This window comes from Kitasatospora sp. NPDC101108, assembly GCF_055584725.1.
Genome location: NZ_JBVJLM010000013.1, coordinates 1 through 12,536, shown reverse-complemented (window position 1 = coordinate 12,536; position 12,536 = coordinate 1). Strand labels below are relative to the sequence as shown.

Annotated in this window: 8 protein-coding genes; 5 read left to right on the top strand and 3 right to left on the bottom strand. The window is 73.5% G+C overall.

The window, feature by feature from the left end:
- Positions 1–308 precede the first annotated feature (308 nt).
- On the top strand, positions 309–4,472 hold the full coding sequence (locus tag ACZ6Z8_RS25775) for an ABC transporter ATP-binding protein (RefSeq protein WP_465612427.1): 4,164 nt from the start codon (positions 309–311) through the stop codon (positions 4,470–4,472).
- A 95-nt stretch (positions 4,473–4,567) separates the two neighbouring features.
- Here ACZ6Z8_RS25775 and ACZ6Z8_RS25770 read toward each other — a convergent pair whose 3' ends face one another.
- Entirely contained in the window at positions 4,568–5,599 is a 1,032-nt protein-coding gene (locus ACZ6Z8_RS25770) for an ATP-grasp domain-containing protein (RefSeq protein WP_465612426.1), read from the bottom strand.
- Positions 5,600–5,733: 134 nt separating this feature from the next.
- Here ACZ6Z8_RS25770 and ACZ6Z8_RS25765 point away from each other — a divergent pair, with 134 nt between their 5' ends.
- Positions 5,734–6,258 (top strand): NUDIX hydrolase, encoded by a 525-nt coding sequence (locus ACZ6Z8_RS25765; RefSeq protein ID WP_465612425.1) that lies wholly within the window; start codon positions 5,734–5,736, stop codon positions 6,256–6,258.
- 21 nt (positions 6,259–6,279) lie between these two features.
- Here ACZ6Z8_RS25765 and ACZ6Z8_RS25760 read toward each other — a convergent pair whose 3' ends face one another.
- Together ACZ6Z8_RS25760 and ACZ6Z8_RS25755 are read right to left on the bottom strand one after the other, a co-directional pair.
- Positions 6,280–7,563: a hypothetical protein gene (locus tag ACZ6Z8_RS25760; RefSeq protein WP_465612424.1), complete on the bottom strand. Its 1,284-nt coding sequence runs from the start codon at positions 7,561–7,563 to the stop codon at positions 6,280–6,282.
- A gap of 149 nt (positions 7,564–7,712) precedes the next feature.
- Positions 7,713–8,873: an ABC transporter substrate-binding protein gene (locus ACZ6Z8_RS25755; RefSeq protein ID WP_465612423.1), complete on the bottom strand. Its 1,161-nt coding sequence runs from the start codon at positions 8,871–8,873 to the stop codon at positions 7,713–7,715.
- 352 nt (positions 8,874–9,225) lie between these two features.
- Here ACZ6Z8_RS25755 and trpS point away from each other — a divergent pair, with 352 nt between their 5' ends.
- The 3 genes from trpS to ACZ6Z8_RS25740 all read left to right on the top strand — a co-directional run bounded on the left by trpS (position 9,226) and on the right by ACZ6Z8_RS25740 (position 12,166).
- Positions 9,226–10,326: a tryptophan--tRNA ligase gene (trpS, locus tag ACZ6Z8_RS25750; protein ID WP_465612422.1), complete on the top strand. Its 1,101-nt coding sequence runs from the start codon at positions 9,226–9,228 to the stop codon at positions 10,324–10,326.
- Positions 10,327–10,471: 145 nt separating this feature from the next.
- Entirely contained in the window at positions 10,472–11,452 is a 981-nt protein-coding gene (locus ACZ6Z8_RS25745) for a S66 peptidase family protein (protein ID WP_465612421.1), read from the top strand.
- A 39-nt stretch (positions 11,453–11,491) separates the two neighbouring features.
- Positions 11,492–12,166, top strand: a complete 675-nt coding sequence (locus ACZ6Z8_RS25740; protein ID WP_465612420.1) for a nucleoside/nucleotide kinase family protein — start codon at positions 11,492–11,494, stop codon at positions 12,164–12,166.
- The last annotated feature ends 370 nt before the right edge of the window (positions 12,167–12,536 follow it).

The following is a 12,536-nucleotide window of genomic DNA, read 5'->3' as shown; positions in this document are numbered from 1 at the left end:
ACCACGGGCAGTGCCTCGATCGCTGGGGACTCCTTCGGGCGCCCGGCCCGGCCCGTCGTCGGCCCTAGGCCAAAAGGACGGCGTCGGCCCGCCCCCGGGCCGTTGGGCATGCGGCAAGCGTTCGGCGACCCTTGGAGGGGCGGGCCGCCGAGTCATAGCTGTGTTCGACTGGGAATCACCGCAGGCGGCGGGCTGTTGCCCCATCCGCCGGACCGGACGATCCGGGCCGCCCCGGAACCAGCCCGACCGCCCCGCACGGCCGGAAAAGCCATGGCGGCCACCCGACGAAATGGTTAGCATCCCTAAATATGCCCGAGACTCACGGATCCATGGTGGAGCAATCCCCGAGCGGCTCACCGGCCCCCGGCCCCGACCCGGAGGGCCTCGGCGAGAGCCCGCAGGCCACTGACGCGCGCCCCGAGCAGAACGAGAACGCGAAGCCGGCCGAGAACGCGGAGCCGGCCGAAAGCGCGGAGCCGACCGCGAAGGCGAAGCAGGCCGCGACCGCGACGCCGACCGCGACCGCGACGCCGACCACGACCGCGGCGCCGGCCGAGAAGGCCGAGGCCGACGGCTGGCTGCGCCGCCTGATCGGCTACAGCTGGCGGTCACGCCGCAGCCTGCTGCTCGCCTTCGGCGCCTCGCTGCTCGGCATGGCCGTCACCGCGCTGGTGCCGCTGGTCACCAAGCTGATCATCGACGACGTCATCGTCGCCCACACCCGCTCGCTGACCCCGTGGGCCGTGGTGCTGCTACTCGCCGCCGTCGTGGTCTTCGGCAGCACCCAGGTCCGTCGCTACTACGGCGGCCAGCTCGCCCTCGACGTCCAGCACGACATGCGCAGCGACCTGTTCCGCTCGCTCGGCCGACTGGACGGCCACCGCCAGGACCGCCTGGACACCGGGCAGGTGGTCGGGCGCGCGACCTCCGACCTCCAGCTGATCAACGGCCTGCTCTCGATGCTGCCGATGATGACCGGCTACCTGCTGATGTTCGTGATGTCGATCGGCGTGATGGTCTGGCTGTCCGCGCCGTTGACCCTGATCGCCCTGGTCATGGCCCCGGCGCTGTGGTGGGTCAGCGTGCTCAGCCGCAAGCGCCTGTTCCCGGCCACCTGGGCCGCCCAGCAGGAGGCCGCCGCCGTCGCGGGCGTGGTGGACGGTGCGATCGGCGGCGTCCGGGTGGTCAAGGGCTTCGGCCAGGAGGCGCAGGAGCAGGACAAGCTGGAGCGTGCCTCCCACAACCTGTTCGCCGCCCGGCTCCGGTCGATACGCCTGAACGCCCGCTACAACCCGGCGATGCAGGCGATCCCGGCCCTCGCCCAGGTCGCCGTGCTGGCCTTCGGCGGCTGGCTGGCCGTCGACGGGCGGGTCTCGCTCGGGACCTTCGTCGCCTTCTCCACCTACGTCGCCCAGATGACCGGTCCGGTGCGGATGCTGACCATGGTGATCACGGTCGGCCAGCAGGCCCGGGCGGGCGTCGAGCGTGTCCTGCAGCTGATCGACGAGCGCCCGCTGGTCCAGGAGCGTCCGGACGCCCTCAGCCTGGACCTCACCCAGGACGGCGGCGCCGTCGCCGATGCTCCGAGTGGCACCGTCGCCGACGCCCCGAGCGGCGGCTCGGTCGGTCCCCGCACCCCCGACGTCGCCCTGGAGTTCGACCAGGTCGAGTTCCGCTACGACCCCGAGCACCCCGCCCCGGTCCTGCACGGCCTCAGCCTGAAGCTGGCCCCGGGCGAGACCCTCGCTCTCGTCGGCGCGTCCGGATCCGGCAAGTCGACGGTGGCCCAGCTGGTGCCACGCTTCTACGACCCGGCGGCCGGCACCGTCCGCCTCTACGGTCACGACCTGCGCGACCTCACCCTGGACTCGGTCCGCGCGGCGGTCGGCATCGTTCCCGAGGAGAGCTTCCTCTTCTCCGAGTCGGTCCGCACCAACATCGCCTACGGCCGCCCGGACGCCACCGACGAGCAGATCGTCGCCGCCGCGCGCGCCGCCCAGGCGGACGAGTTCGTCCGCGCGCTGCCGGACGGCTACGAGACGAAGGTCGGCGAGCAGGGCCTGACCCTGTCCGGCGGTCAGCGCCAGCGCATCGCCTTGGCGCGGGCGATCCTCACCGACCCCCGGATCCTGCTCCTGGACGACGCCACCTCGGCCGTCGACCCGCAGGTGGAGGCGGAGATCCACGACGCGCTGCGCTCCGTGATGACCGGCCGCACCACCCTGCTGATCGCCCACCGCCGCTCGACCCTCCAGCTCGCCGACCGGATCGCCGTCCTGGACCGCGGCCGGCTGCTTGACCTCGGCACGCACGAGGAACTCGAAGCCCGATGTCCCCAGTACCGGGCCCTGATCACCGACCCCGAGGCCGGCCGGACCTCCGAGCCGCAGAGCCCGCCGGCCGAGCAGCCCGCGCCGCAGCCCGCGCCCCGATCCGCATCCCACTCCGCGCCACAATCTGCTCAACAGTCCGCGCAAGGTGATCAGCCCGCGTCAGGCGACCAGCCCGCCCGAGACGGACAGCCCGCCCGAGACGGACAGCCCGCCCGAGACGGACAGCCCGGGCAGAGCACCCCCGAGCTCCCCACCCCCGCCCTCGCCAAGGCGGCCCGCACCGCCGACCCCGACCTGCTGGCCAAGGTCGCCGACCTCCCGCCGGCCACCGACGCCCCCGCCGTGCCCCGCGCCGAGGCCGAGGCCGGTGACCCCGACTTCAGCCTCGGCCGCCTGCTGCGCCCCTTCCGCGGACCACTGCTGATCGCCCTCCTGCTGGTCACCCTGGACGCGGGCGCCGGGCTGGTGCTTCCGGTACTGATCCGGCACGGCATCGACGAGGGCGTCCGCAAGGGCCTGATGTCCGGCGTCGCGGTGGCTTCGATCGCCGCGCTGGTCGTCGTCCTGCTGGACTGGCTGGTGCAGAGCGCCGAGAACCGGGTCAGCGGCCGTACCGGTGAGCGCGTGCTGTACACCCTCCGGCTCAAGATCTTCGCCCACCTCAACCGGCTCGGTCTGGACTACTACGAGCGCGAGCTGACCGGCCGGATCATGACCCGGATGACCACCGACCTGGACTCGCTGACCTCCTTCCTGCAGACCGGCATGGTCACCGCCGTGGTCAGCCTGCTGACCTTCGCCGGGATCTTCGTGGCCCTGCTGATCATCGACGCCGGCCTGGCGCTGGTGGTCTTCGCCGTGCTGCCGCTGCTGGTGATCGCGACCCTGGTGTTCCGGAAGAAGTCCAAGGACCAGTACGAGCGCTCCCGGGACCTGATCAGCACGGTCAACGCCGACCTGCAGGAGAACGTGGCCGGCATGCGGATCGTCCAGGCCTTCCGCCGTCTGGACACCAACACCGACCGCTTCGTGGCGCGCGGGATCGCCTACCGCGAGGCCCGGGTCCGCGCCCAGCTCTACATCTCGCTGTACTTCCCGTTCGTCCAGTTCCTCTCCAGCGTGGCGGCCGCGCTGGTGCTGATCGTCGGCGCCTCCCGGGTCGACGCGGGGACGCTGACGGTGGGCGCGCTGGTCGCGTACCTGCTCTACATCGATCTGTTCTTCGCCCCGGTGAACCAGCTCTCCCAGGTGTTCGACGGCTACCAGCAGGCCTCGGTCGGCCTCGGCCGCATCCGCGAACTGCTGCGCACCCCGACCACCACCGCGGAGGCGGCCGAGCCGGTCCCGGTGACCGGGGCGCTGCGCGGCGAGATCAGCTTCGAGGGCGTCGGCTTCGCCTACAACGGCGGTGCGGACGGTGCCCCGGACGTGCTGAGCGGCATCGACCTGCGGATACCCGCCGGTCAGACGGTGGCGCTGGTCGGTGAGACCGGCGCGGGCAAGTCGACGCTGGTCAAGCTGGTCGCCCGGTTCTACGACGCCACCGAGGGCACCGTCCGGGTGGACGGCGTGGACCTCACCCGCTACGACCTGGCCCAGTACCGCCACCGCCTCGGTGTGGTGCCCCAGGAGGCGTACCTGTTCGCGGGCACGGTCCGCGAGGCGATCGCGTACGGCCGGCCGGACGCCTCGGCGGCCGAGGTGGAGGCTGCGGCCCGGGCGGTCGGGGCGCACGACATGATCGTCCGGCTGTCGGGCGGCTACGACCACGAGGTCGCGGGCCGCGGGAGAAACCTTTCGGCGGGCCAGCGCCAGTTGATCGCACTGGCCCGGGCCGAACTGGTCGACCCGGACATCCTGCTGCTGGACGAGGCCACCGCGGCGCTCGACCTGGCCACCGAGGCCGCGGTCAACCAGGCCGCCGACCGGCTGAGCGGCGGCCGCACCACCCTGGTCATCGCCCACCGCCTGACCACCGCCGAACGTGCCGACCGGGTGGTCGTGCTGGACCACGGCCGGGTGGTCGAGGACGGCACCCACGCCGAACTGCTCGCCCTGGGCGGTACGTACACCCGGCTCTGGCAGGCGTTCATCGCGGACGGCCACCCCGCACCGGCCGAGACGGTCGCCGCGGGGTAGCCGCCCGGTTCCGGGCAGGGTCCGCCGGGTCGGCGGGTGGACCGTCGAACGACGGACCGCCCCCCGCCCCGCCGGCCGACCCGCCGGTCGGACCGTCAGGCGGCGATCAGCGAGGCCAGCAGCCCCGAGGCGTCGATGCCGCGCGGCAGGTCGCTCACCTGGCCGTCCCCGACCTCCACCACCCGCCAGCCGGACCCGTCGGCCCGGCTGGCGAGGTCGGTGGTGACGAAGCGGCAGCCGAGTCTTCGTACCAGTGCGGACACGTCGGTGAGGTCGGGCTCGACGTGGACGTGCGGGGCGTCCGGGTGCGGCCCGACCAGGACCGGCCGGCCGTCCAGCCACCACACCCGTGCCTCCACCGCCCGTCGCTCGCCGCCCACGACACCGGGGCCGCCCACATCGCCCGCACCGTCCGCACCGTCCGCACCGCCCGCGCCGGCCGCGCCGGCCACGGCATCGCCGCGCTCCTCGGCAGGCCCGTCCGGCCTGCCAGGCCTGCCAGGCCCGTCAGGCCCGTCCGCCCGCTCGAACTCCTCGTACCGGCGCAGCACCACCCCGCCGGCCAGGAAATCGCCCTGCAGCTCGACGAACCGCCCGACCACCCGGCCGACGGCCGCCAGGTCAGCCAACTCCGGTACGTAGCAGGCCTCGTGCCACTCGTGCTTGCGCGACTTCACGTAGTCCTTGACGATCGCCGGTCCGCTCCCGCCGAGCCGGATCACGGCCTCCGCCAGTTCCGCCCGCGTGGGCGGCACCGCCCCGGCGGTCGGGATCCAGACGCTGGCCGGGGTGGCCCCCTCGAACACCCCGTACCAGCCGGGCAGTTCGTGCGCCGCAGCATAGCCGGGCGGGCTGGTCAGCAGGTTGCCGCCGCGGGCGGCGAGCGCGGTGGCGAACTCGGCGTACCGGGCGGAGGGGAGCATCCAGCCCCGGTACCAGACCGGTCCGGTGCCCAGGGGCACCCGCCGGACCGCCTCCTCGGCGCGCCCGGCGAGCAGCGCGTCGTGGTCGACGAGGAGGTGTTCACCGCCCAACTCCCGTACCAGCCTGGCCTCCCAGGCGAAGTGCGGATCGGGTCGACGGGGGTTGAGCGGATCTACGGGGAAGAGGATCGAGGGTACGGGCATGGCGGTCAGGGTACGGCCAGCGGGCGGCCCGCGACTGCGGATCGACGCAGGCCGGGGGCCCGGAAGCGGCTCAATCCGGGGGCCGGCCCGGGAATCCGGTCGACGCCCCGGTCGGGCGCTGCCAGAGTGTCCCGATGCGAAGACTGCTGCGACCGCGCAAACGAGTTCCCCGCCGGGCCGCCCGCACGGTGGTCCTGGACCGGAACGGCTCGGTGTTCCTGCTCCGTTCGGACAACGACGAGGTCGGCGTCCACTGGACCATGCCCGGTGGCGGGCTGGAACCGGGCGAGACCCCTCAGCTCGGTGCCAGGCGCGAACTGTGGGAGGAGACCGGCTGGACCGACCTCGAACCCGGCCCGCTGCTGTGCACCTGGGAACACGACTTCACCTGGCACGGCACCCCGGTCCGCCAGCACGAGCACATCTACCTGACCACCGGACCGCACCGCGGTCCGGTCGGCGACGTCAGCGCGGTGCACGCCGAGGACCGGATCCTCGACTGGCGCTGGTGGACCCCGGCCGAACTCGCCGACGAGAACGCCGACGCGCTCTGGCCGCCCAGTCTCCCGGAGTTGCTGGACACGGTCCGCATGGGCTGGGCGGTCGACGGACGCCCGCCGGTGCCCGTCGACCTCGGCTACATACCGAACGCCCTCTGACGGGTCTGGCGCCGGACGGGCCTAGCCTCGTCCGCCGCGCCGTGCCCGCCCGGTCGGACCGGTCGGGCCGGTCGGGCCAAGTTCCCAGCCGTGCAGGTCCAACTCCCGGTCGTGCAGCGCCCAGGGGTTCATCCGCACCGTCAGCCGGGCGCCGGTCAGCTGCTCGACGGCGAGGCCGGTCTCTTCGACCAGCTGCTCGGTCGACACCGAGACGGCGATGGCGGGACGCCACGACGGCAGCACCACCAGGCTGGTCCCGCGCCCGACCCGGACCGGCTCCGCCGCCACCCGGACCGGCGTCCGCTCCTCCGGGCGGCCGACGGCCTCCGGCTGGACCGGGCTCCCCCCGATCAGGATGCCGAGCGGCGGGACGGCCCGGGCCTCATCGGCCCCGCCGACCACCAGGGCCCAGGCCTCCGCACCGGGCCAGGCCTCCGCACCGGCCGCGGGAAGCGCCTGGTCGGCGACCCCCCTCGTTGCACCGGCCGGTTCACCCGACGGCCCCGCACCGCGCGGCTCCACCCCGGTCGGGTCGGCGGCGGCCGTCTCCCGTGCGGTCGCCTCCTGCCCGGCCCGGTCGGCCCGGGGGTGCATCCGGCGCAGTCGGCGGGAGGGGGACGGGCGCCGCGAGCTCAGGCCCCGCACCCCCTCGCGCGCAGATTCGCGCTGCGGTTCACGCACCGATTGCGCCGATTCGCGCTGCGGTTGACGAGACGGCTCGCTCGCCGAACGCGGCACCGGCGCAGGCCGGGTGCCCTCGGACGGCGCCGCCGGCTGCTGGAGCCGGACGAACCCCGGCCCGGCCCCGTCGAAGAGGACACCGGCGGCGTCGTCCCCGTCTTCCTCCCCGGCCTCGCCGAGCAGCGCCCGCACCTCCTCCACCGACCGGCGGCACGCCGCGGCCAGCTCGGCGAGCGAGCGTCCTTCGGCGCGCGCGGCCCGCAGCCGGTCGGCGAACGCCGCCCGGAGCCGGTCCACCGCCGCACTGCTCTGCACGGTCGCACCGTCGTGCACCGTCGCACCGTCGTGCACGGCCGCACCGCCGTCCGCCGGAGCACGGCGGAGCTGCGCCTCGACGTCCTCCGGGGTGCGCGGCTGCGGCACCGTGTCCTGGCGGGCGGGGGCGCCGGCCGGTCCGGCCGGGCCGCCCTCGGCCACCACCGCGATCGAGCAGACCGGCCTTCCTGGAGCCGCCGGGTCGGACGGGCCGGTCGGGTCAACTGACAAGGCCGACCCGGCCGACGCGACCCGGTCGGACGGGCCGGGCACGGCGGGGTCGGTGGAGCTGGGGTGGAGCGAGGTCATCGGCGGGCCCTTCGGGGGACGGTCCCGATGATCCTCCCGCACCGCGCGACCAGCTCCAAGCGCCATTCCCGGGCGTGTGCCCGCGAGTACGGTCGGTTCACCACGCCCGCTACGGGAGGCCGACGGAGCCCTCTGCCCGGCGTGTCGGCTCAACCCCTGGGCGCCACGAAGCCCTTGAGGTCGGTGAGTACCGCGTTGGCCGCCGTGACGCCGAGCCCCAGGAACCAGGTCTCGTCCGAAACCGGCCGGGCCTGACCGGACTTGACCGCACCGAGCGTTTTCCAGAGCGCGCCACCGAGCACCGCGTCCTGGTTGGTCGAACTGGGGCTGCCGTACACGCCGTAGAAGATCCAGTCGGCGTCCGCCTTGTCGATCTGCTCCGGACTGACCTCCACCGCGAGTTCCTTGACCTGTTCGACCTTCGGCTGCGACAGCGGCACGTCGGTGAGGACGGTGCCGATGAAGGACAGCTCGGCGTACAGCCGGGTCCGGCCGGGCATGAAGCGCAGCGGCGTGATGGTGGGCCGCCTGTCGCCGAGCCCGGCGCCGATGGCGGCGGCGGCCGCCTGGTACGCGTCGAGCTGCGCCTCGGCCTCGGCCTGCAGACCGAAGGGGCTGGCGTTGAGCAGGAAGTTCTGCTTCCAGGGGTAGCCGGGGCGCAGTGAGAAGACGGTCGGCGCGATCTTCGACAGCTGGGCGTACTGGTCCTGGGCGCGCAGTTGGCTGCCGAGGATCAGGTCGGGCTTGAGCGCGGCGATCGCCTCCAGGTTGAGGCTGTTGATGGTGCCGGCGGCGGCCGGGGTGCCCGCCTTGTCCTTGAGGTAGGCGGGCAGGGACTTGGAAGCGTCGGTGTGGACGACGCCGACCGGCTGGATGCCGAGCGAGACGACGTTGTCGAGCTCGCCGGTGTCCAGCACCACGACCCGGGTGGGCCGGGCGGGGATGACGGTCTCACCCATGGCGTGCCTGACGGTGCGCGGGTAGACACCGGGGGCGGCGTCGGTGCCGAAGCCCTTCATCTTCTCGATCACGGTGGCGTAGTCGCCGCCGCCCGGCTTGACCGACTTCTGGTCGGGGGAGGAGCCGCCACCCGGCTTCGAGCCGCTGCCGCCCGTACCGCCTCCGCCCCCGGCACCGCCACCGCCCCCGTTCCCGCCTCCGCCGGAGCTGCCGCAGGCGGTGAGCAGTCCGCCCAGCCCGAGCACGGCGGCTCCGGCCACGCCGGCCGTGAGGAAGCGGCGGCGGTCGGCATGGTCGGCGTGGTCGGCAGCGCGGGCGGTGGGGGTCTGGCCGTCGGAGTCGGGGGCCACGCGACGCTCCTTCACGAGTCGGGACCGACGGCCGAGAGCATCGGCGCCGGAAGTCAAGGTTAGGTGAGGCAAACCTGTCTCGCCTGCTTTCCGGCCTTCCGGGGCCCGGCACGGCCGGAGTTCTTCTGCGGACAGACGCTGCGCAGGGAAACCCCGCCCTGGTGATGGAGGACTGACGCTATGGTTGGAGCCATGAAGCGCTTCGTGGGCCTGTGCTGGTGGCCGTCCTAGGACGGCCACCACACCTGCCTGACCAGGGCCGTCCGGGATGGACGGCCCTGTTGCGTTTCCCCACGGGACGGGCCCGCGCCCCGGACGGCCGCCACCACCGCCGTACCGAGGGAGAAACCCGATGACCGCCACCGCCCACGCCACCGTCACACCGACCACCATCGTCACACCGACCACCACCGACGAACCGACCGCCGCCGTCCTGACGGCCGCCGATCTGAGCACCGACCCGGGCACCCACCGCGTCCTCACCGGGGACCGCCCCACCGGCCCGCTTCACCTCGGCCACTACTTCGGCACCCTGCAGAACCGGGTCCGGCTCCAGGACCGGGGCGTCGAGATGTTCGTCCTGGTCGCCGACTACCAGGTCATCACCGACCGCGACCTCGCCGACCGGCTCGCCGAACACACCGAGAACCTCGTCCTCGACTACCTCGCGGCCGGCCTCGACCCCGAGCGGGCCACGGTCTTCGCGCACAGTGCCGTTCCCGCCCTCAACCAACTGCTGCTGCCCTTCCTCAGCCTGGTGAGCGTCGCCGAACTGAGCCGCAACCCCACCGTCAAGGACGAGATCGCCCACTCCAGCCAGGCTGCCGTCAACGGACTGATGTTCACCTACCCCGTGCACCAGGCCGCCGACATCCTCTTCTGCAAGGCCGACCTCGTCCCGGTCGGCCAGGACCAGCTGCCCCACCTGGAGGTCGCCCGCACCGTCGCCCGCCGCTTCAACGAGCGCTACCCGCACGCCGACGGCAGCGGTGTCTTCCCCCGCCCCCGGGCGCTGCTCTCCGACGCCCCGATGCTGCTCGGCACCGACGGCGGAAAGATGAGCAAGAGCCGCGGCAACGCCGTGGCCCTCGGAGCCGACGAGGACGAGACCGCACGGGTCATCCGCGGCGCCAAGACCGACGCCGACCGCCGCATCACCTACGACCCGACCGGCCGCCCCGAGGTCTCCGGCCTCGTCCTGCTCGCTGCGCTCTGCCAGGACCGCGCCCCGGAGGCGATCGCCGAGGAGATCGGCGACGGAGGTGCGGCCGCCCTCAAGCGCACCGTCACCGAGTCCGTCAACGAGTACTTCCGCCCGCTGCGCGCACGGCGCGCCGAACTCGCCGCCGACCGCGGCCACCTGCGGCAGGTGCTGCACGCCGGCGCCGAGCGGGCCAACGCCATCGCCGACGCCACCCTCGCCGAGGTGCGGGAGGTGATGGGAGCGATCTGAAGGGCGCTCAACCCGCCCGGGCCCTCCTGGGGTCCGCCCACCCGGGGACATCGGCCGGTCGACCCGCGGGCATATCGTCACCGGGCGGCCTCGACCACAGCCCGAGGCCGCCCGCCGCCCGCCCATCCCCCGAAAGGCCCGGTCCATGGAACAACAACCCACCACGCCCGGCCAGGGACTGACCCGCCCGCCGCAGCTGCGCCCCGGCGACCACATCGCCGTCGTCGCCCCCAGCGGCCCGATCGACCCCGAGCGCCTCACCGCCGGCTGCGCGATCCTTCGCTCCTGGGGCCTGCGCGTCACCGTCGCCCCGCACGTCCTCGACACCCACCCCACCCTCGGCTACCTGGCCGGCACCGACGCCGACCGCGCCGCCGACCTCCAGGGCGCCTGGCTCGACCCCACCGTCGACGCCGTCATATGCGCCCGTGGCGGCTACGGCGTCCACCGCATCGTCGACCTGCTCGACTGGACCGCGATGCGCGCCGCCCGGCCCAAGCCCTTCATCGGCTTCAGCGACGTCAGCTCCCTGCACGAGGCCTTCGCCCAGCGCCTCGGCCTCGCCACCCTGTACGGCCCGCTCGCCTCCGGCTCGTCCTTCGTGGACGACGGCCCCACCGCCGAACACCTGCGCCGGACCCTCTTCGAGCCCGCCGCCACCACCGTCCTCACCTCGCACACCGCCACCGCCCTCGTCCCCGGCCGCGCCCACGGGATCACCGCCGGAGGCTGCGTCCACGTCCTGGCTGCAGAGCGCGGCACGCCCGCCGCCCGCCCCTCCTTCGCGGGCAGCATCCTGATCCTCGAAGACGTGAACGAGCACCCGTACCAGCTCGACCGCCTGCTCACCCAGTTCCTGCGCTCCGGCGCCCTCGACGGCGTGGCCGGAATAGCCCTCGGCTCCTGGGAGGGCTGCGGCCGGCCGGAACGGATCCGGGACGTGATGCTCGACCGCCTCGGCGGGCTCGGTGTGCCTGTGATCTGGGAGCTGGGCTTCGGCCACTGCCCGTCCACCCTCACCGTTCCGCTCGGCGTCCCGGCCTTGCTCGACGCCGACGCCGGCACCCTGACCCTGGACCTGCCCGGCCTCGTCCCCGCTCCCGCCCCGACCCCTCGGGTCGTCTGAGCCGGCCGTCGGGCCGGGGCGAGTGAGTAGGGTGCCGCCATGAACGAGGACCGCCTCACCGCCCTTGCCCTCGGACTCCTCCGTGGCCCGGGCAGCAACGCCCGTACGATCCTCGGACTTGCCGGCCCGCCCGGAGCCGGCAAGTCCACCCTGGCCCGCCACCTCGTCGCCGAGGTCGAACGCGTCGAAGGCCCCGGCACGGCCGCCTACCTCCCGCTCGACGGCTTCCACCTCTCGGCCGCCCAGCTCGACCGTCTCGGTCTGACCCACCGCAAGGGCGCCCCGGCCACCTTCGACGCCCACGGCTACGTCGCCCTGCTGCGCCGCGTCGCCGCCGACCGCTTCCAGGACATCTACGTCCCCGACTTCGACCGCACCCTGGACGAGCCGGTCGCCGCGCGCCACGTCGTCCGCCCGCACACCCGGCTGGTCATCACCGAGGGCAACTACCTCGCCTCCGCCGAGACGCCCTGGCCGGACGCCCGCCGGCTGCTGCGCGAACTCTGGTACGTCGACACCGAGGACACCGTCCGCCACGAACGCCTGCTCCGCCGCCACCGCGACGGCGGCCGCGACGAGGCCACCGCCCTGCACTGGGTCACCGCCAACGACCACCCCAACGGCGAGTACGTGAAGCAGGGCCGGGCGCTCTGCACCCGGACGGTCCCCGGAACCGGTTTGCCTCAGGCCCCGCAGAGGGGTAGTGTTTACTAGTCGCTCGGCAGGGAGCACCGGACACGCATCGGCGCGGACGGTCCCGGGGCGGCCAATCCTCTGAAACACCACCTCCGGTTCTCACCGGCTGTTTCGCTTTTCGCGTTGCGGCTCGGTGCTTATTCGGCGTGGGCGTTTTATCGGATTGCGGCTGGACTCGGCCGGATTCGCTTTTCGGAGCGGGGATCGGCTAGAGTTTGGAACGTCGGACGGGGCGTCAAGCACCGGAAGACACCGGCGAGTTGGATGACGAAGCCCCGGAAAACGGAGCGGAAAACATCTGATAAGCTGGGAACACGAAAGAACGAAGCGCCCGGAGGGCCCGCTGGAAGGCGGTCCGAAGGAAGCGTCCGTTCCTTGAGAACTCAAC

What these genes read in the sequence shown, in the direction of transcription:
- ACZ6Z8_RS25775 (WP_465612427.1), top strand. Translation starts at nt 309, where the DNA reads ATGCCCGAGACTCACGGATCCATGGTGGAGCAATCCCCGAGCGGCTCA.
- ACZ6Z8_RS25770 (WP_465612426.1), bottom strand. Translation starts at nt 5,599, where the DNA reads ATGCCCGTACCCTCGATCCTCTTCCCCGTAGATCCGCTCAACCCCCGT.
- ACZ6Z8_RS25765 (WP_465612425.1), top strand. Translation starts at nt 5,734, where the DNA reads ATGCGAAGACTGCTGCGACCGCGCAAACGAGTTCCCCGCCGGGCCGCC.
- ACZ6Z8_RS25760 (WP_465612424.1), bottom strand. Translation starts at nt 7,563, where the DNA reads ATGACCTCGCTCCACCCCAGCTCCACCGACCCCGCCGTGCCCGGCCCG.
- trpS (WP_465612422.1), top strand. Translation starts at nt 9,226, where the DNA reads ATGACCGCCACCGCCCACGCCACCGTCACACCGACCACCATCGTCACA.
- ACZ6Z8_RS25745 (WP_465612421.1), top strand. Translation starts at nt 10,472, where the DNA reads ATGGAACAACAACCCACCACGCCCGGCCAGGGACTGACCCGCCCGCCG.
- ACZ6Z8_RS25740 (WP_465612420.1), top strand. Translation starts at nt 11,492, where the DNA reads ATGAACGAGGACCGCCTCACCGCCCTTGCCCTCGGACTCCTCCGTGGC.